The sequence below is a fragment of the Streptomyces sp. C36 genome (assembly GCF_040932295.1).
GTDB lineage: Bacteria > Actinomycetota > Actinomycetes > Streptomycetales > Streptomycetaceae > Streptomyces > Streptomyces triculaminicus.
Window position 1 is genome coordinate 1 of the sequence record NZ_JBFQGI010000014.1, and the last position, 18,692, is coordinate 18,692.

Annotated in this window: 13 protein-coding genes and 1 tRNA gene; 13 read left to right on the forward strand and 1 reads right to left on the reverse strand. The window is 70.9% G+C overall.

Annotated features, from left to right (window positions below; all coding sequences use genetic code 11):
* The first annotated feature begins 116 nt into the window (after positions 1 to 116).
* Both AB4K12_RS30330 and AB4K12_RS30335 read left to right on the forward strand, forming a co-directional pair.
* Positions 117 to 830, forward strand: a complete 714-nt coding sequence (locus tag AB4K12_RS30330) for a DegT/DnrJ/EryC1/StrS family aminotransferase (protein ID WP_368437927.1) — start codon at positions 117 to 119, stop codon at positions 828 to 830.
* Between the two features lie 47 nt (positions 831 to 877).
* Positions 878 to 953 (forward strand) — tRNA-Thr (locus AB4K12_RS30335).
* Positions 954 to 998: 45 nt separating this feature from the next.
* Here AB4K12_RS30335 and AB4K12_RS30340 read toward each other — a convergent pair.
* Entirely contained in the window at positions 999 to 3,656 is a 2,658-nt protein-coding gene (locus AB4K12_RS30340; protein ID WP_368437930.1) for a SpoIIE family protein phosphatase, read from the reverse strand.
* Between the two features lie 213 nt (positions 3,657 to 3,869).
* On the opposite strand from AB4K12_RS30340, the gene AB4K12_RS30345 reads away from it, so the two are divergent.
* The 11 genes from AB4K12_RS30345 to AB4K12_RS30395 all read left to right on the forward strand — a co-directional run bounded on the left by AB4K12_RS30345 (position 3,870) and on the right by AB4K12_RS30395 (position 18,689).
* A complete protein-coding gene (locus tag AB4K12_RS30345; RefSeq protein WP_368437932.1) occupies positions 3,870 to 9,350 on the forward strand; it encodes a HAMP domain-containing protein in 5,481 nt (1,826 codons plus the stop codon).
* Positions 9,351 to 9,624: 274 nt separating this feature from the next.
* Positions 9,625 to 10,311, forward strand: coding sequence for a two-component system response regulator (locus AB4K12_RS30350; protein ID WP_086568132.1), 687 nt, complete (start codon positions 9,625 to 9,627; stop codon positions 10,309 to 10,311).
* Positions 10,312 to 10,433: 122 nt separating this feature from the next.
* Positions 10,434 to 13,160, forward strand: coding sequence for a DNA translocase FtsK (locus AB4K12_RS30355; RefSeq protein WP_368437934.1), 2,727 nt, complete (start codon positions 10,434 to 10,436; stop codon positions 13,158 to 13,160).
* 172 nt (positions 13,161 to 13,332) lie between these two features.
* Positions 13,333 to 14,223, forward strand: coding sequence for a helix-turn-helix domain-containing protein (locus AB4K12_RS30360; RefSeq protein WP_368437936.1), 891 nt, complete (start codon positions 13,333 to 13,335; stop codon positions 14,221 to 14,223).
* A gap of 114 nt (positions 14,224 to 14,337) precedes the next feature.
* Positions 14,338 to 15,849, forward strand: a complete 1,512-nt coding sequence (gene rimO, locus AB4K12_RS30365; RefSeq protein ID WP_086566434.1) for a 30S ribosomal protein S12 methylthiotransferase RimO — start codon at positions 14,338 to 14,340, stop codon at positions 15,847 to 15,849.
* Positions 15,846 to 16,472 (forward strand): CDP-diacylglycerol--glycerol-3-phosphate 3-phosphatidyltransferase, encoded by a 627-nt coding sequence (gene pgsA / locus AB4K12_RS30370; protein WP_368437938.1) that lies wholly within the window; start codon positions 15,846 to 15,848, stop codon positions 16,470 to 16,472. The genes rimO and pgsA overlap by 4 nt, the downstream gene beginning before the upstream one ends.
* Positions 16,469 to 16,993, forward strand: a complete 525-nt coding sequence (locus AB4K12_RS30375; protein ID WP_368437940.1) for a CinA family protein — start codon at positions 16,469 to 16,471, stop codon at positions 16,991 to 16,993. The genes pgsA and AB4K12_RS30375 overlap by 4 nt, the downstream gene beginning before the upstream one ends.
* A 109-nt stretch (positions 16,994 to 17,102) precedes the next feature.
* Positions 17,103 to 17,486 (forward strand): helix-turn-helix domain-containing protein, encoded by a 384-nt coding sequence (locus tag AB4K12_RS30380; RefSeq protein ID WP_086566431.1) that lies wholly within the window; start codon positions 17,103 to 17,105, stop codon positions 17,484 to 17,486.
* Positions 17,487 to 17,726: 240 nt separating this feature from the next.
* Positions 17,727 to 18,197 (forward strand): Dps family protein, encoded by a 471-nt coding sequence (locus AB4K12_RS30385; RefSeq protein WP_368437941.1) that lies wholly within the window; start codon positions 17,727 to 17,729, stop codon positions 18,195 to 18,197.
* An 11-nt stretch (positions 18,198 to 18,208) separates the two neighbouring features.
* The gene (locus AB4K12_RS30390; RefSeq protein WP_368437943.1) at positions 18,209 to 18,421 is read left to right on the forward strand and encodes a hypothetical protein; all 213 of its coding nucleotides are present in this window, start codon (positions 18,209 to 18,211) and stop codon (positions 18,419 to 18,421) included.
* Between the two features lie 22 nt (positions 18,422 to 18,443).
* Positions 18,444 to 18,689, forward strand: a complete 246-nt coding sequence (locus AB4K12_RS30395) for a hypothetical protein (protein ID WP_368437944.1) — start codon at positions 18,444 to 18,446, stop codon at positions 18,687 to 18,689.
* Positions 18,690 to 18,692: the final 3 nt, after the last annotated feature.

Consider the following 18,692-nt stretch of genomic DNA (forward strand, 5'->3'; position numbering starts at 1 on the left):
AATATTAAAAAAGCTCTGATGTGTGGACTTCGGTTCACACATCAGAGCTTTTTTGTTTTCACGATGAACTGTGCGGAGTCATGCGGCGTTAACGTCGCGCGGGCACCATCCGCGGCATGGGGACTGAAGAACGGCTGGCAGCCGCAGGGGTAGGGCCCGGAGATGACGTCGTCGTGCCGTCGTACGCGCCTGCCGCGGTCGCGGAGGCGGTCCGCGCACTCGGGGCGCAGCCCGTCTTCGCCGACATCGATCCGGCCAGCTACTGCCTCGACCCCGCCTCGGCGGCCGGCGCCATGACGCTTCGTACCGCCGCCGTCGTGGCCGTACACCTCTTCGGCCACCCTGCCGACCTGACGGCCCTGCGGCTCGTCGCCGCCGCCCACGACGCGCTTCTCGTCGAGCACATGGACACCCCATCTCCCACAGACCCCGCTGCTCTCACCCGTACGGAGGCGGAGACGTCCCGGCGTCGGGCCAACGCCGCGTATCTCAGCTCTCGTCTGACCGGCGTCCTCACGCCTGTCGTCGCCTCTGGGGTCGTGCATCGCTACGACTCCTACGTCGTACGCGTCCCCGGCAACGGCCGACCGGACCGGGATGCCTTCGCGCGTGCTCTTCGCGCTCGTGGCGTGCGGTGCCGGGTGCCCGTACGGACGCCCGTGTACCGCATGCCGCCGTTCCGCCGGGAGTTGTGGCTGCCGGAGGCCGAGCGGGCCGCCGGTGAATGCCTCGAGCTGCCCGTGGACGCGGAGCTGACGCGGCGGGACCTGCAGCGTCTGGTCTCGGCGTGCAACGCTCTGGGCGGTCTGGTTCCGCTTGCCGCGGCCTAGTGGTCAAAAGCCCGTGCGAGCATCGGGTATGCTTTATCTCGTTGCTGGCCCCAATAGCTCAGTCGGCAGAGCGTCTCCATGGTAAGGAGAAGGTCAACGGTTCGATTCCGTTTTGGGGCTCCATAGCAAGAAGGCCCCCGCCATTCGGCGGGGGCCTTCTTGCTGTCGTCACTCCTGCGGTTCGGGGACGCGCATCGCGAGGATGGCCATGTCGTCCGAGGCCGGTTCGGCGGCGAAACGTTCGACCGCGCGCAGGATCCGGGCGGCGACGGCGCCCGCCGTGAGACCCGTACACGTCGTCAGGACGTCGGTCAGGCCGTCGTCGCCCAGCATGCGGGTTCCCTCGCGGCGCTCGGTGACGCCGTCCGTGACGCAGAGCAGGACGTCGCCGGGGTCCAGAGTGACGGTCTGTTCGTACAGCTCGAGGTCCTCCATGACGCCCAGCAGCGGTTGCGGATCGGCGGCGGGCTCGACGGTGCCGTCCTGGCGCAGGCGCAGCGGGAGCGGGTGCCCGGCGCAGACCACCTTCAGGAGGGCGCTGCCGTCGGGCTGGGGCCACAGCTCGCCGTAGAGGAGCGTGAGGAAGCGGCTGCGGGCGCCCTCGTCGAGGATGGCCGCGTTCAGCCGCTGCAGCACCGCGGGGCCTCCGAAGCCCTCGCGGGCCAGCAGGCGCAGGGCGTGGCGGGCCAGGCCGGTGACGGCGGCGGCCTCCGGTCCGGTGCCGCAGACGTCGCCGATCGCGAAGCCGTACGCGCCGTCGCGGATGGGGAAGATGTCGTAGAAGTCGCCGCCGACCTCGTTGCCCTCGCCCGCCGCGCGGTAGATGACCTCGACCTCCACGCCGGGGACGTCCGGCAGTTCGGGCGGGAGGAGGCTGCGCTGGAGGCTCTGGCTGATGGCGGTGCGCTCGCTGTAGAGCCGGGCGTTGTCCAGCGCGAGCGCGGCCCGGCGGGAGAGGTCCTCGGCGAGTTCCAGGATCTCCTGGCGGAAGTGGTCGTCGGTGGGCTTGCCGAGGGTGAGCATGCCGATGACGCGGTTGCGGGCGACGAGCGGCAGGACGACCGTCTCGCCGCCGACGGCGGCCGCGGTGGCGAGCGAGGTGCCGGGGGCGGGCATGTTGCCCGTGGTGTCGGCGAGGCCGAGGCTGCGCAGGGAGGTGCGCAGGGCGGCGGAATGGGCGGCCTCGGTGGGGGCGGTCCAGACGCGGGCGCCGGGGGTGGGGACCGGTTCGGGCGGGGCGACCTTGACCAGCAGGGCCTTGAGGCCGTCGATGCGGTCCTCGTCCTCGTGCAGGACGTAGGAGAGCTCCGGCTCCGAGGACTGGTCGGCGATGGTGTAGACGGCGCACCAGGCGGCGAGGGTGGGGACGGTCATCTGGGCCATGAGGGCCAGCGTCTGGTCCCGGTCGAGGGTGCCGGCGAGCAGGTCGGAGGCCTCGACGAGGAAGGAGAGCGAGCCGCGGCGGAGGCGTTCCAGCTCGCCGAGGCGGGCGGATTCGACGGCCAGGGCGATGCGGTCGGCGGCGAACTGCAGGCGCAGGGCTTCTTCGTTGCCGTAGCGCCGGGGCGACTCGGCGGCGACGCCGAGCGAGCCGGTGAGGCGGCCCTCGACCTTGAGGGGAACGGTGACGACCGAGCGCATGCCGGTGTCGTTGAGGAGGGGCACGGCGCCGGGGACGGCGGCGAGGTCGTCGTGGACGGCCGGCATCCGCGCGGAGCCGTAGCGTCCGGTGCCGGCTTCGACGGGGACGCGGGCGAAGCGCTGGCGGGTGGAGGGCAGGCCGGTGGAGGCGCGGACCTCCAGCTCCGTCTCGTCGTCGGTGGCGAGCAGCAGGTAGGCGGAGTCGCCGTCGAGCATGTCGCGCGCCCGTTCGACGGTGCGCTGGAGCAGTCCGTCGAGGTCGTCGGGGGCGGGGGAGCCGATGAAGACCTCGAAGGGGTCGGCGGAGGTGCCGCGCTCGCCGGTGCCCGAATCGCCGGCGGGGGAGCGGGGCGGGCTCTGCAGGACAGCGCGCTCCTCGTCCCGGACGAGCAGGCAGACGGTCGAGGGGGCGCCGGAGGTGTCGCGGACGCGCAGGTGGGAGGCGTAGACGGGGAGGACGCGGCCGTCCGCGCCCCTTATGCCGTAGGAGCCTTCCCAGCGGGAGAGGCGCAAGGCCTCGGCGATGCCGGTGGAGGTGCCGGGGGTGTGGGGCCAGGCGGCGAGGTCGGTCAGCGGCTTGCCGAGGATCTGGTCCGGTGGGAAGCCGAAGAGTTCGTGGGCGTCCTCGTTCCAGGCGGTGATGGCGCCCGCGCGGTCGATCTGGACGACGGCGACGCGGACGCGGGTGTCGGCGAGCGGGAGCGCCTCGGCGGGGAGCGCGGGGCCGGCGGAGCGGGTGCCGGCCGGGCGGTCGGGCAGGTCGAGGCGGAACCACACGGTCTTCGCGGTGGCGGTGTACTCGACGCCCCAGCGGGAGGCGATGGCCGCGCACAGGAGCAGGCCGCGGCCGCCCTCGCGGTCCACGCTACCGAACTGGCGTCCGGGTTCCTGCAGCGGAACTTCGCGTTCGGGGTAACGGTCCGCAACCTCCACCCGCACACCGGTGTTCATACGTACGCAGAGCACGTCCGCATGAGTGCCTGCGTGGACGACGGCATTGGTGACGAGTTCGCTGGTCAGGACGACGGCGTCGTCGATGATGTCGGGGAAGCCCCAGCCCTGGAGGGTGTCCCGGACGAAGGCCCGGGCGGCGGCGACCGAGCGTCCGACCGGCTCGAAGGTGGCGGCTGCCCGCGCGGTGATCACAGGTCTCCTCGTGTACGTCTCGGCGATCTGCTCACCCATGTGCAGCGCCCCTCCATTGCCCTGGCCGGATGCCAGGTTACTTACCTCCGCCGGGTGCGCGGATGGCGGTGCACAGGGATTCCACCTTGCGGGGTGCGGGCGGACCGTGTGCGATGCTGCCGACTGTTATGGCCTGGTAGGGCCGGGGTGAAACACTGGGAAAGCTTGAAGCGGAAGCCCGGCGAGAATGATCGACCCAGCGGGAGGGACACGGTGGAGTCTGGCGCAGCGGCGCGGGGCGCAAGCACGCGCGCGAAGGGCGGACGGTCCCGGCCCAATGGAACCACGGAGGTGGACGCCGCAGCGCTGAACCGGTTGCTGTCGGCGCTCGAGGCGATGCGGGACGGGAACTTCCGCAAGCGCCTGACGGTCTCCGGCGACGGCGTGATGGCCGAGATCGCCGCCGTGTTCAACGAGGTGGCGGACCGTAATCTCCAGCTGACCGGTGAGCTGGCCCGGGTGCGGCGGGTGGTCGGTCGTGAGGGAAAGCTCACCGAGCGCCTGGAGGTCGGGGCCTGCGAGGGCGCCTGGGCGGCGGCGATCGACGCGTCCAACGCCCTGGTGGACGATCTGGTGCGGCCGGTGTCCGAGGTGGGCCGGGTGCTGTCGGCGGTGGCCGAGGGCGACCTGGAGCAGCGGATGGACCTGCGCTCCCAGGGCGCGGACGGCGCGGCGCATCCGCTGCGGGGCGAGTTCCTGAAGGTCGGGCGTACGGTCAACGGCCTGGTGGACCAGCTCTCGGCGTTCACCGACGAGGTGACCCGGGTGGCCAGCGAGGTGGGTACCGAGGGCAAGCTCGGCGGCCAGGCCAGGGTTCGCGGAATGTCCGGCTCGTGGAAGGACCTCACGGACTCCGTCAACACGATGGCGTCCCGGCTGACCGCCCAGGTGCGTGACATCGCGCTGGTGACGACCGCGGTCGCCAAGGGCGATCTCTCCCGCAAGGTCACGGTCCATGTGGCCGGAGAGATGCTGGAGCTGAAGAACACCGTCAACACGATGGTCGACCAGCTGTCCTCCTTCGCCTCCGAGGTCACGCGCGTGGCCCGGGAGGTGGGCACGGAGGGCGAGCTGGGCGGCCAGGCGCAGGTGCCGGGGGTCGCCGGGGTCTGGAAGGACCTCACCGACTCGGTCAACCTCATGGCGGGCAACCTCACCGCCCAGGTGCGCGGCATCGCGCAGGTGACGACGGCCGTCGCGAACGGCGACCTGTCGCAGAAGGTCACGGTGACGGCGCGCGGCGAGGTCGCGCAACTGGCCGAGACGATCAACCAGATGACGGAGACGCTGCGCACCTTCGCCGACGAGGTCACCCGGGTGGCCAACGAGGTGGGTGCCGAGGGCCGGCTGGGCGGTCAGGCGGCGGTGCCGGGTGCGGCGGGTACGTGGAAGGACCTCACCGATTCGGTGAACACCGCCTTCCGTAACCTCACCGGTCAGGTGCGGGACATCGCGCAGGTGACCACGGCGGTGGCCAACGGAGATCTGGGCCAGAAGGTGACCGTCGACGTCTCCGGCGAGATGCTGGAGCTGAAGAACACCGTCAACGGCATGGTGGACCAGCTCCAGTCCTTCGGCGCCGAAGTGACGCGTGTGGCGCGGGAGATCGGTGTCGAGGGCGAGCTCGGCGGTCAGGCGGCGGTGCCGGGTGCGGCGGGTACGTGGAAGGACCTCACCGATTCGGTGAACACCGCCTTCCGTAACCTCACCGGCCAGGTCCGCAACATCGCCCAGGTGACCACGGCCGTCGCGAACGGCGACCTGTCGCAGAAGGTCACCGTCGATGTCTCCGGCGAGATGCTGCAGTTGAAGAACACCGTCAACACGATGGTGGACCAGCTCTCGTCCTTCGCCGACCAGGTCACCAGGATGGCGCGGGACGTGGGCACGGAGGGCCGGCTCGGCGGCCAGGCCCGCGTGGACGGCGTCAGCGGCACCTGGAAGGAGCTGACCGACTCCGTCAACTTCATGGCGGGCAACCTCACTTCCCAGGTGCGGCAGATCGCCCAGGTGACCACGGCGGTGGCGCGCGGTGATCTGTCGCAGAAGATCGATGTGGACGCCCGGGGCGAGATCCTGGAGCTGAAGAGCACCATCAACACCATGGTCGACCAGCTCTCCGCCTTCGCCGAGCAGGTCACGCGGGTGGCCCGCGAGGTCGGCACCGACGGCCGGCTCGGCGGGCAGGCGCAGGTCCCGGGCGTGGCGGGCGTATGGCGTGACCTGACGGACTCGGTCAACGGCATGGCGGGCAACCTGACAGCCCAGGTCCGCAACATCGCCCAGGTCGCCACGGCGGTGGCGCGTGGTGATCTGTCGCAGAAGATCGATGTGGACGCCCGGGGCGAGATCCTGGAGCTGAAGAACACCATCAACACGATGGTCGACCAGCTGTCGTCCTTCGCCGACCAGGTCACGCGGGTGGCCCGGGAGGTGGGCACCGAGGGCATCCTGGGCGGCCAGGCGGAGGTCCAGGGGGTCTCCGGCACCTGGAAGGACCTCACGCAGTCGGTCAACTTCATGGCCAACAACCTGACATCGCAGGTCCGCAACATCGCCGAGGTCACCACGGCGGTCGCCAAGGGCGACCTGTCGAAGAAGATCACCGTCGACGCCAAGGGCGAGATCCTCGAGCTGGTCACCACCGTGAACACCATGGTCGACCAGCTGTCGGACTTCGCCGAGCAGGTCACCCGGGTCGCCCGCGAGGTGGGCACCGAGGGCCAGCTGGGCGGTCAGGCGCGGGTGCGCGACGTCACCGGCATCTGGAAGGACCTCAGCGACAACGTCAACCTGATGGCCAACAACCTGACCAGCCAGGTGCGCAACATCTCGCAGGTCGCCGGCGCGGTCGCCAACGGCGACCTCACCAAGAAGGTCACCGTCGAGGCGCGCGGCGAGGTCGCCCAGCTCGCCGACACCGTCAACACGATGGTCACCACCCTGTCGTCCTTCGCCGACGAGGTCACGCGCGTGGCCCGCGAGGTGGGCACCGACGGCATCCTCGGCGGCCAGGCGCGGGTGCCCGGCGTGAGCGGCACCTGGAAGGACCTCACCGAGTCGGTGAACTCGATGGCGTCCAACCTGACCGGCCAGGTCCGCAACATCGCCATGGTGACCACCGCCATCGCGCAGGGCGATCTCACCAAGAAGATCGACATCGACGCGCGGGGGGAGATCCTCCAGCTGAAGACGACCATCAACACGATGGTCGACCAGCTGTCCTCCTTCGCCGACCAGGTCACCCGCGTCGCCCGCGAGGTGGGCACCGAGGGGCAGCTCGGCGGCCAGGCCCGGGTGCGCGACGTCGACGGCACCTGGCGCGACCTGACGGAGTCGGTCAACGAGATGGCGGGCAACCTCACCCGCCAGGTGCGGGCCATCGCCGAGGTCGCCACGGCCGTGACCCGCGGCGACCTCAACCTCAAGATCGACGTCGATGCGGCCGGCGAGATCCTGGAGCTCCAGGACAACATCAACACGATGATCGCCAACCTCCGCGAGACCACGCTGGCCAACAAGGAGCAGGACTGGCTCAAGGGCAACCTCGCCCGGATCTCGGGCCTCATGCAGGGCCGCCGCGACCTGCAGGACGTGGCGGGGCTCATCATGAGCGAGCTCACCCCGGTCGTCTCCGCGCAGCACGGCGCGTTCTTCCTGGCGATGCCCACGGACCCGCAGGAGGCCGAGCGGGACGAGGACGCCTACGAGCTGCGCATGCTCGGCTCGTACGGCTACTCGATGGGCGCCATGCCCACCTCCTTCCGGCCGGGCGAGTCGCTCATCGGAACGGCGGCCAAGGAGAAGCGGACGATCCTGGTGGAGAACGTCCCGCCGGGCTATCTGAAGATCGCCTCCGGGCTGGGCGAGGCGCCGCCGGCCCATGTGATCGTGCTGCCGGTGCTGTTCGAGGGCCAGGTGCTGGGCGTGATCGAGCTGGCGTCCTTCTATCCGTTCGCCCAGATCCAGAAGGACTTCCTGAGCCAGATCGCCGAGATGATCGGCACCAGCGTCAACACCATCAGCGTGAACACCAAGACCGAGGTGCTGCTCAAGCAGTCGCAGGAGCTGACCGAGCAACTGCGCGAGCGGTCGGCCGAGCTGGAGAACCGGCAGAAGGCCCTGGAGATCTCCAACGCCGAGCTGGAGGAGAAGTCCGAGCGGCTGGCCCGGCAGAACCGCGACATCGAGGTCAAGAACACCGAGATCGAGGAGGCCCGGCAGGTGCTGGAGGAGCGCGCCGAGCAGCTCGCGGTCTCCATGCGCTACAAGTCCGAGTTCCTGGCCAATATGTCGCACGAGCTGCGCACCCCGCTCAACTCGCTGCTGATCCTGGCCAAGCTGCTCGCCGACAACGCCGAGGGCAACCTCTCCCCGAAGCAGGTCGAGTTCGCCGACACCATCCACGGCGCGGGCTCGGACCTGCTGCAGCTGATCAACGACATCCTGGACCTGTCCAAGGTCGAGGCGGGCAAGATGGACGTCAGCCCGAGCAGGATCGCGCTGGTCCAGCTCGTGGACTATGTGGAGGCGACGTTCCGGCCGCTGACGGCGGAGAAGGGCCTGGACTTCTCGGTACGGGTCTCGCCGGAGCTCCCGGCCACGCTCCACACCGACGAGCAGCGGCTGCTGCAGGTGCTGCGCAACCTGCTCTCGAACGCGGTGAAGTTCACCGACACGGGCGCCGTCGAGCTGGTCATCCGCCCGGCCGGCGCGGACGTGCCGGACAGCATCCGGGAACAGCTGCTGGAGGCCGGTTCGCTGCGCGACGCGGACGGCGAGATGATCGCCTTCTCCGTCACCGACACCGGCATCGGCATCGCGGCCAGCAAGATGCGGGTCATCTTCGAGGCGTTCAAGCAGGCGGACGGCACCACCAGCCGCAAGTACGGCGGCACGGGCCTGGGGCTGTCCATCAGCCGGGAGATCGCGCGGCTGCTGGGCGGTGAGATCGACGCGGCCAGCGAGCCGGGCCGGGGCTCGACGTTCACGCTCTACCTGCCGCTCAACCCCGGCGAGCTGCCGCCGCACGCGTACCCGCAGCCGGAGTCCGGCGGTGCCGTCGCCGGCCTGGCGGCGGCGGGCGGGGGCGAGATGGAGAGCTCGCCCGCGCGGCAGGCCGCGGGGCTCGTCCTGCGTCGCCGCCGGGCCGCGCAGGCGGCCGGGCAGGCCCAGGCGCTGTCCGGGGCCGCCCCCGGCGAGAGCCCGGTCCCGGGCGCGCGGACGTCCCGTACGGCCCCCGCGCCGCACGAGCCGTGGCTGACCGGCGCGCTCACCGGCATGGGCCAGCCCGCGGAGACCGGTTTCGGCGGCACGTTCCACGGCGAGAAGGTGCTGATCGTCGACGACGACATCCGCAACGTCTTCGCCCTCACCAGCGTGCTGGAACAGCACGGGCTGTCGGTGCTCTACGCGGAGAACGGCCGTGAGGGGATCGAGGTGCTGGAGCAGCACGACGACGTCGTGGTGGTCCTGATGGACATCATGATGCCGGAGATGGACGGCTACGCCACGACGGCCGCGATTCGCAGGATGCCGCAGTTCGCGGGGCTGCCGATCATCGCGCTGACGGCGAAGGCGATGAAGGGGGACCGGGAGAAGAGCATCGATGCCGGTGCGTCCGACTATGTCACGAAACCGGTCGATACAGATCATCTTCTGACGGTGATGGAGCAGTGGATGCGCGCAGAGTGACGGAATCTTGTTCACCGTTTGACGATCTGCTGACGGAGTGTGGCCGAGCACGTGTGGGGCGGCGGCATTCGGGGAACCTTCTGGTCTCCCGCCGCGTTTCCGCTACGTGCACAGTGACATCGCGGTGACAGGGTGTGGTGACGGCCGGGGTGCGGCTACCATGACCGGCACAAGGACGGGCGGCGCAAGGGAGTCGTCCCCTGGGGCGGCGCCCGGTACTTCCCCCGGCTCATCGAGCTGGGGAGACCCCAAGCCGGGACGAGGAGGACGGGGCATGGTGCAGAAGGCCAAGATCCTCCTGGTCGATGACCGGCCGGAAAATCTGCTGGCGCTGGAGGCCATCCTCTCGGCGCTCGATCAGACACTGGTGCGGGCATCGTCAGGGGAGGAAGCGCTCAAGGCGCTGCTGACGGACGACTTCGCGGTGATCCTGCTGGACGTTCAGATGCCCGGCATGGACGGCTTCGAGACCGCCGCGCACATCAAGCGGCGGGAGCGGACCCGGGACATCCCGATCATCTTCCTCACCGCCATCAACCACGGGCCCCACCACACCTTCCGCGGCTACGCCGCCGGCGCGGTGGACTACATCTCCAAGCCCTTCGACCCGTGGGTACTGCGCGCCAAGGTCTCGGTCTTCGTCGAGCTGTACATGAAGAACTGCCAGCTGCGCGAGCAGGCCTCCCTGCTGCGCCTGCAGCTGGAGAGCGGCCAGTCCGGCCGCGCCGGGGCGATAGAACCGCAGGAGCCGGCCGGCCTGCTCGCGGAGCTCTCCGCGCGGCTCGCCGCCGTCGAGGAGCAGGCCGAGGCGCTCTCCAAACAGCTGGACGAGTCCGCCGACGCCGCCGCGGTCGCCACCGCCGCCCATCTGGAGCGCAAGCTCACCGGGCTGCGGCGGGCCCTCGACGCCCTGGAGCCCGGCACCGGCAGCGGCGCGAGCCCGCTCCCCGCGCCGAACTGATGACGCCCCGCCACCCTGCTCCTTGACGCCGTGTCACCCTTGTCACCACAGCACCACGACACGAACGGGTGAACGCCCGGCCGCACGTGTACCGCGCGACCGACACCGGTAATCTCGGCACCATGGCCTCACGTACGTCCGGCAAGGGTTCCCAGAGCACCGCGGGCAACTCCAAGCAGCGCGCCGGACGTCCCGGGGGCGCCGCCAAGAAGGCGCCCGCCAAGGCGCCCGCGAAGAAGGCGCCCGCCAAGTCGGCGGGCCGTCCGCCGGCGCGCAAGGCGACCACCAGGAAGCCCGCCGCCAAGGCGGCGCCCAAGCCACCCGGCGGCGCCCGCCGCGTCGGGGCCGGGCTGGCGCACGGCGCCGGCGCGCTGTTCCGCGGCGTCGGCCGCGGCGCCAAGGGACTGGACCCGGCCCACCGCAAGGACGGGCTCGCCCTGCTCCTGCTCGGCGCGGCGCTCGTCGTCGCCGCCGGCACCTGGTCGACGCTCGACGGCCCCGTGGGCGACCTCATAAGACTGCTCGTCACCGGCGCGTTCGGCCGCCTCGACCTGGTCGTGCCCGTACTCCTCGGCATCATCGCCGTCCGGCTCTTCCGCCATCCCGAGCGGCCCGAGGCCAACGGACGGATCGTCATCGGCCTGTCCGCGCTGGTCGTCGGCGTCCTCGGACAGGTCCACGTGGCCTGCGGGTCGCCCGGCCGCGGCGACGGCTCACAGGCCCTGCAGGACGCCGGCGGCCTGATCGGCTGGGCCGCCTCCAAGCCCCTGCTCTACTCGGTCGGCGAGGTCCTGGCCGTACCCCTGCTGGCCCTGCTCACGATCTTCGGGCTGCTGGTGGTCACCGCGACACCCGTCAACGCCATCCCGCGACGGCTGCGGCAGCTCGGCGTGCGCCTGGGCGTCATCGAACCCGGACCGGGCGAGTACGACGCGCGCGCCGAGGAGGCCTACGCCGAGTACGACGACGAGTGGCGCGACGCCGCGCCCGCCCGCCGCCCCCGCCGCGCGCCCGCCGCCGGCCCCGAGGCCGCCGAGGCGCAGGAGCTCGGCAAGCGCCGCACTCCGCGCCGCACGCCCGTCGCGCCCCCGGCGGGCCGCGAGCCCGACGCGGTGGACCTCGCCGCTGCGGCCGCGGCGGCGCTGGACGGAGCCGTCCTGCACGGCGTCCAGCCCTCCCCACTGGTGGCCGACCTCAGCAGCGGGATCTCGCCGGACGGCGGCCGGACCGGCGCCCCCGCGCCCGCCCGCGGCGCCGGACGCGCGGGACGGGCCGCCCCCGAGCAGACCCCCGCCGCCGTACCCGACCTCACCAAGCCCGCGCCCGAACCCACCGGCGGGCTGCCCGCGCGGGCCGAGCAGCTCCAGCTCGCCGGGGACATCACCTACTCCCTGCCCTCGCTCGACCTGCTGGAGCGCGGCGGCCCGGGCAAATCCCGCAGCGCCGCCAACGACGCCATAGTGGCCGCGCTGACCAACGTCTTCGCGGAATTCAAGGTCGACGCGGCCGTCACCGGCTTCACCCGGGGCCCGACGGTCACGCGCTACGAGGTCGAGCTGGGCCCGGCCGTCAAGGTCGAGCGGATCACCGCGCTCACCAAGAACATCGCCTACGCCGTCGCCAGCCCCGACGTACGGATCATCAGCCCCATCCCCGGCAAGTCGGCCGTCGGCATCGAGATCCCCAACACCGACCGCGAAATGGTCAACCTCGGCGACGTGCTGCGCCTGGCGGCCGCGGCCGAGGACGACCACCCGATGCTCGTCGCGCTCGGCAAGAACGTCGAGGGCGGCTACGAGATGGCCAACCTGGCGAAGATGCCGCACATCCTGGTGGCCGGCGCCACCGGCTCCGGCAAGTCGTCCTGCATCAACTGCCTGATCACCTCGCTGATGGTGCGCGCCACCCCCGAGGACGTACGGATGGTGCTCGTCGACCCCAAGCGCGTCGAGCTGACCGCCTACGAGGGCATCCCGCACCTGATCACGCCGATCATCACCAACCCCAAGCGCGCCGCCGAGGCCCTGCAGTGGGTCGTACGCGAGATGGACCTGCGCTACGACGACCTGGCCGCCTACGGCTTCCGGCACATCGACGACTTCAACGCGGCCGTGCGCGCCGGAAAGGTCAAGCCGCCGGAGGGCAGCGGGCGGGAGCTGACGCCGTATCCCTATCTGCTGGTCATCGTCGACGAGCTGGCGGACCTGATGATGGTGGCCCCGCGCGACGTCGAGGACTCCATCGTCCGCATCACCCAGCTGGCGCGCGCCGCCGGCATCCACCTGGTGCTCGCCACCCAGCGGCCGTCCGTCGACGTCGTCACCGGTCTGATCAAGGCGAACGTCCCCTCCCGGCTCGCCTTCGCCACCTCCTCGCTCGCCGACAGCCGGGTCATCCTCGACCAGCCGGGCGCCGAGAAGCTGATCGGCAAGGGCGACGGGCTCTTCCTGCCCATGGGGGCCAACAAGCCGGTCCGTATGCAGGGCGCGTTCGTGACCGAGGCCGAGGTCGCCGCCGTCGTCCAGCACTGCAAGGACCAGATGACGCCCGTCTTCCGCGACGACGTCACCGTGGGCACGGCGAAGAAGAAGGAGATCGACGAGGACATCGGCGACGACCTCGATCTGCTGTGCCAGGCCGCCGAGCTGGTCGTCTCCACCCAGTTCGGCTCGACCTCGATGTTGCAGCGGAAATTGCGTGTGGGATTCGCCAAGGCGGGCAGACTGATGGATCTGATGGAGTCACGCGGCATCGTGGGGCCCAGCGAGGGCTCCAAGGCGCGTGATGTGCTCGTCAAACCGGACGACCTGGACGGGGTCCTGGCGGTCATCCGCGGGGACGTCTCCTAGCCGTCGCAAAAGATCCCTGACCAACCGTTGCTCTCGAGCATGAGCGGAGTTGAGCGAGGGGGGAGGGGCGATGTGCCACCACCGTTACGCCAGAGCATTCTGATGGCCTACAAAGTCCGGCTTCCCGCTTGCCCGACCGTTTTGTATCCCCCCTAGACTGAATCTCCAGCAGGTGGCTGCACGCTCGAAAGGCGCCCACGTGTCCCTCGGCAACTCTCCAGAAGAGGATGACCGGCCCTCCGTCGAGGACGACCGGACCCCCGTAGAGGATGACCGGCCCTCCGTCGGACGATCCCTCCAGCAAGCTCGTGTCAACGCCGGACTGACCGTGGACGAGGTCAGTTCGAACACTCGTGTACGCGTTCCGATCATTCACGCGATCGAGCAGGATGACTTCACCCGCTGTGGCGGGCGCGTCTACGCCCGAGGACACATCCGCACCCTGGCGCGGGCCGCCGGCGTCGACCCCGCCCCGCTCGTCGCGCAGTACGACGCCGAGCACGGCGGGCGCCCCGCGCCCACCCCCGCGGCGCCGCTCTTCGACGCCGAGCGCATCCGCCCCGAGCCCCGGCGGCCCAACTGGACGGCCGCCATGGTGGCCGCCATCGTCGCCGTCGTCGGTTTCGTGGGGTTCACGCTCTTCAACGGCGGAGCGGAGAGCGGCCCGGTCTCGGCCGACCCGGCCTCGAGCAAGCCGTCCGCGGCGCCCAGCCACAAGAAGAACTCCGGAAAGGTCTCCGATCCCAAGGTCGCCGACCCCAAGGCCGAGGCGTCCGCCAGCGCCATCGCCGGCGTCCCGGCCAACAAGGTCACCGTCAAGCTGACCGCCGAGAACGGCCAGACGTGGATGTCGGCCAAGGACCACAACGGCAAGCTGCTGGAGGAGGGCGTGCTCAAGCGCGGCGCGTCCAAGACCTTCACCGACAGCAAGCGGATCGACCTGGTGCTGGGCAACGCCGGGGCCGTGCAACTGTTCGTGAACGGCAAAGAGGTCAAGAACCTCGGCGACAACGGCCAGGTCCAGCGGCTGAGCTACACCCGGGGCGACCCCTCGGCGGGCTGACCGGGGCCCGGGCGGACGACGCCGGGCGCGGAGGGCCGGTGGGTGACCAGGCTCTCCGCGCCCGTCGGCCACTCGGCAGCGGATGCGGCGCCGGGACAAAGTAGGCTGAGCCCTATGCCCGAACGCCGTACCGTCGCTCTTGTCACACTTGGCTGCGCCCGTAACGAGGTGGACTCGGAGGAGCTGGCAGGCCGCTTGGCGGCGGATGGCTGGGACCTCGTCGAGGACGCCGCCGACGCCGATGTGGCCGTCGTCAACACCTGTGGCTTCGTCGAAGCCGCCAAAAAGGACTCCGTCGACGCCCTGCTCGAGGCCAACGATCTCAAGGATCATGGCCGTACCCAGGCCGTCGTGGCCGTCGGCTGCATGGCCGAGCGCTACGGCAAGGAGCTCGCCGAGGCGCTCCCCGAGGCGGACGGCGTGCTCGGCTTCGACGACTACGCCAACATCTCCGACCGCCTCCAGACCATCCTCTCCGGCGGCGTCCACGCCTCCCACACCCCGCGCGACCGGCGCAAGCTGCTGCCGATCAGCCCCTCCGAGCGGCAGGGCGCGGGCGAGGCCGGAAAGATCGCCCTGCCCGGTCACGCGCAGGCCGAGGCCCTGCCGCCGGCCGAGGAGGCCCCGGCCGACCTGCCGGAAGGCGTTGCTCCGGCCTCCGGGCCCCGGGCGCCGCTGCGCCGCAGGCTCGAGTCCAGCCCCGTCGCCTCCGTGAAGCTCGCCTCCGGCTGCGACCGGCGCTGCTCGTTCTGCGCCATCCCCTCCTTCCGCGGCTCCTTCATCTCCCGCCGCCCCTCCGACGTGCTGGGCGAGACGCGCTGGCTCGCCGAGCAGGGCGTGAAGGAGATCATGCTGGTCTCCGAGAACAACACCTCGTACGGCAAGGACCTCGGCGACATCCGCCTGCTGGAGACGCTGCTGCCGGAGCTGGCGGCGGTCGACGGCCTGGAGCGCATCCGCGTCAGCTACCTGCAGCCCGCCGAGATGCGGCCCGGCCTCATCGACGTGCTGACCTCCACGGACAAGGTCGCGCCCTACTTCGACCTGTCCTTCCAGCACTCCGCGCCCGGCGTGCTGCGCGCGATGCGGCGCTTCGGCGACACCGACCGGTTCCTGGAGCTCCTCGAGACGATCCGCGGCAAGGCGCCCCAGGCGGGCGCCCGGTCCAACTTCATCGTCGGCTTCCCCGGCGAGACCGAGGAAGACCTGGCGGAGCTGGAGCGTTTTCTGGTAGGGGCGCGCCTGGACGCCATCGGCGTCTTCGGCTACTCCGACGAGGACGGCACCGAGGCCGCCACCTACGACGGCAAGCTCGCCCCCGAGGTCGTCGCCGAGCGGCTGGCGCACATCTCGCGGCTGGCCGAGGAGCTCACCGCGCAGCGCGCGGAGGAGCGCGTCGGTGAGACGATCGAAGTACTCGTCGACCGTGTGGACGACGAGGACGGCGTCATCGGCCGCGCGGCCCACCAGGCGCCCGAGACCGACGGCCAGGTGCTGCTCACCATGGACGACGAGCCCGCGCCCGGCCGGATGGTCGTGGCCAAGGTGGTGGCGAGCGAGGGCGTCGACCTCATCGCCGAGCCGCTCGGAATCGAGGGCGGGTGTACCGAGGAGGCGGGCAGATGAGCGGACTCCCGGCCTCCGCCGCAGGAGGTCCGGCTCCGGCGACGGGCGTGAGCCCGGCCCGGTTGTGGAACATCGCCAACATCCTCACCATGGTGCGGCTGCTGCTGGTGCCGGGGTTCGTCCTGCTGATGATGCACGACGGCGGCTACGACCCGGCCTGGCGCTCCTTCGCCTGGGCGGCGTTCGCCATCGCCATGATCACCGACCTGTTCGACGGTCATCTGGCGCGGGCGTACAACCTGGTCACCGACTTCGGCAAGATCGCCGACCCGATCGCCGACAAGGCGATCATGGGCGCGGCGCTGATCTGCCTGTCCGTCCTGGACGACCTGCCCTGGTGGGTCACGGGCGTGATCCTGCTCCGCGAGATCGGCATCACGCTGATGCGGTTCTGGGTCATCCGGCATGGCGTCATTCCGGCCAGCCGGGGCGGCAAGATGAAGACGCTCTTCCAGGGTGTGGCCGTGGGCATGTACATCCTCGCGCTCACCGGGCCGCTGGCCACCCTGCGCTTCTGGGTGATGGCGGTCGCCGTCGCGTTGACCGTCGTGAGCGGTCTCGACTACGTCAAGCAGGCCCTGGCCCTGCGCCGGGCCGGGCGCTCCGGGAAGCCGGCGCGGTGAGCACGACGGGGGGCGGCGCCGCCGCGGACGTCCTGAGGGCCCTGCTGTCGCGTGGACAGACGGTGGCCGCCGCGGAGTCGCTCACGGGCGGCCTGGTCGCTGCCGAGCTGACCGCCGCACCGGGCGCCTCCCGCACGGTGCGCGGCTCGGTCACCGCGTACGCCACCGACGTCAAGCACGATGTACTGGGCGTGGACGGGGCGCTGCTGGCCGAGCGCGGAGCCGTGGACGGCGACGTGGCCCGCCGGATGGCCGAGGGCGTACGCACGTTGCTGGGCGCCGACTGGGGGGTCTCGACGACCGGGGTCGCCGGCCCGGATCCCCAGGACGGCAAGGACGTCGGCACGGTGTTCGTCGCGGTCGCCGGGCCCGGCGGAGCGGGTGCCGTACGACGGTTGTCGCTGGACGGCGGGCGCGCGGAGATCCGCGCCGAGAGCGTACGGGCGGTCCTCGCGCTGCTTATGCGCGAACTCACGGGGAACGCGAGGGCAAAGGATACGGAACACAACGGGGGGAATTGATGTTTGCAGCCCTGAGTGAACACGACATAGCTCCCCGCACGGCCGCACCCCGAGGCGGTACGGTGGGGCGTGAAGGAACCGGATTCGCGGTCCAAGGAGGGAGCCACCGATGATTCTGCTCCGTCGCCTGCTGGGTGACGTGCTGCGTCGGCAGCGCCAACGCCAGGGCCGCACTCTGCGCGAGGTCTCCTCGTCCGCCCGGGTCTCGCTCGGATATCTCTCCGAGGTCGAGCGCGGTCAGAAAGAGGCGTCCTCCGAGCTTCTCTCCGCAATCTGCGACGCTCTGGACGTACGGATGTCCGAGGTCATGCGCGAGGTGAGTGACGAGCTGTCGCTCGCCGAGCTGGCGCAGTCGGCGGCGGCGAGCGAGCCGGTACCCGCGCCGATGCGGCCGATGTTCAATTCGGTGTCCGTGACGTCCGTGACGGGCGTTCCGGGGGAGCGCGTGACCATCAAGGCCCCCGCGGAGGCCGTGGACGTGGTCGCGGCCTGATCCGGGCCGACAAAGCCTGGACGGCATCTGTTTCACGTGCGAGACCCCGGCCGGATCTTCCGGCCGGGGTCTTCGCGTACCCCGGCCCTGGTGTGTCCCGGTCTTCTTGTGTCCCGGCCTTCGTGTGCGGCGGTTTTCGTGCCCCGTGGCCGGTTCGGCTTCCTCCGGCTGATTCGGTTTGCCTGTGCCATGGTGGGAAATGCGGGCCATAGTGACGCAACGGGGCGAAGGAGGAAGCGGATGTCTGTTGTGAAGAGCCCTCTGTCCGAGCAGGACCGCAAGATCGTCGGCGATGCCCTGCAGGGCGCGCTCGTCGACCTCATCGATCTCTCACTCGTGGCCAAGCAGGTCCACTGGAACGTCGTCGGCCCGCGCTTCCGCTCGGTGCACCTGCAGCTCGACGACGTCGTCGCGAGCGCGCGGACCCATGGGGACACCGTCGCCGAGCGGGCCTCGGCGCTCGGCATCACCCCGGACGGGCGGGCCGAGACGGTCGCCAAGACCAGCGGCATCGACGGCGTCGGAGGCGGCTGGATCAAGGACGCCGATGCCGTACGGACCCTGGTGGACGCGCTCGGCGCCGTGATCACGCGCATGCGCGACCGCGTCGAGGCGACGGCCGAACCGGACCCCGTCACCCAGGACATCCTCATCGGCCTCACCGGCGATCTCGAGAAACACCACTGGATGTTCCAGGCCGAGAACGCCTGAACGGAGCGCCCATGTGCGAGCACCCGGTGATCCGCTTCACGGATGAGCTGACGCTGGTCTCGGACCTCGACCAGGAGGAGGCGGGCGTCTTCGTGCGGGCCGTCTACCAGGAGGGCGTGCGGGAGGGCGAACAACGCGTGGTCGTCGAGCTGCACCGGCGCGACCGTGAGATCGACGCGCTGGAGCGTGAGCTGGCCCGGCTGCGCGGCGAGCCGGCCGACTGAGCCCCGGCTTGAGGAGGCGCGCATGGTCCGGCGGAACGCCCGGGGCCACCGGAAGCCCCCGGGGCCCGGCCTCAGGGTGCTCGCGTTCGTGGCGGGCGGCCTGTGGTGCTGGGCCGTCCTCCGGCTGCTGCTCCAGCCGGGCCGGACCGGGCTCGCGGAGGGGCTGATCGCGACCGGCGGATGGGGGCTGAGCCTGCTGCCGGTGCACTGCGCCCCCCGCCGGGAACGCCGCCGGACGCGAGCCCCGGAAAGCCGTGGGAAACCGTGAACG

Excerpts from the sequence above, each read along its gene's own strand:
- rimO (WP_086566434.1), top strand. The coding sequence starts at position 14,338 with ATGCCCGAACGCCGTACCGTCGCTCTTGTCACACTTGGCTGCGCCCGT.
- AB4K12_RS30395 (WP_368437944.1), top strand. The coding sequence starts at position 18,444 with ATGGTCCGGCGGAACGCCCGGGGCCACCGGAAGCCCCCGGGGCCCGGC.
- AB4K12_RS30340 (WP_368437930.1), bottom strand. The coding sequence starts at position 3,656 with ATGGGTGAGCAGATCGCCGAGACGTACACGAGGAGACCTGTGATCACC.
- AB4K12_RS30350 (WP_086568132.1), top strand. The coding sequence starts at position 9,625 with ATGGTGCAGAAGGCCAAGATCCTCCTGGTCGATGACCGGCCGGAAAAT.
- AB4K12_RS30380 (WP_086566431.1), top strand. The coding sequence starts at position 17,103 with ATGATTCTGCTCCGTCGCCTGCTGGGTGACGTGCTGCGTCGGCAGCGC.
- AB4K12_RS30330 (WP_368437927.1), top strand. The coding sequence starts at position 117 with ATGGGGACTGAAGAACGGCTGGCAGCCGCAGGGGTAGGGCCCGGAGAT.
- AB4K12_RS30385 (WP_368437941.1), top strand. The coding sequence starts at position 17,727 with ATGTCTGTTGTGAAGAGCCCTCTGTCCGAGCAGGACCGCAAGATCGTC.
- AB4K12_RS30355 (WP_368437934.1), top strand. The coding sequence starts at position 10,434 with ATGGCCTCACGTACGTCCGGCAAGGGTTCCCAGAGCACCGCGGGCAAC.
- AB4K12_RS30390 (WP_368437943.1), top strand. The coding sequence starts at position 18,209 with ATGTGCGAGCACCCGGTGATCCGCTTCACGGATGAGCTGACGCTGGTC.
- pgsA (WP_368437938.1), top strand. The coding sequence starts at position 15,846 with ATGAGCGGACTCCCGGCCTCCGCCGCAGGAGGTCCGGCTCCGGCGACG.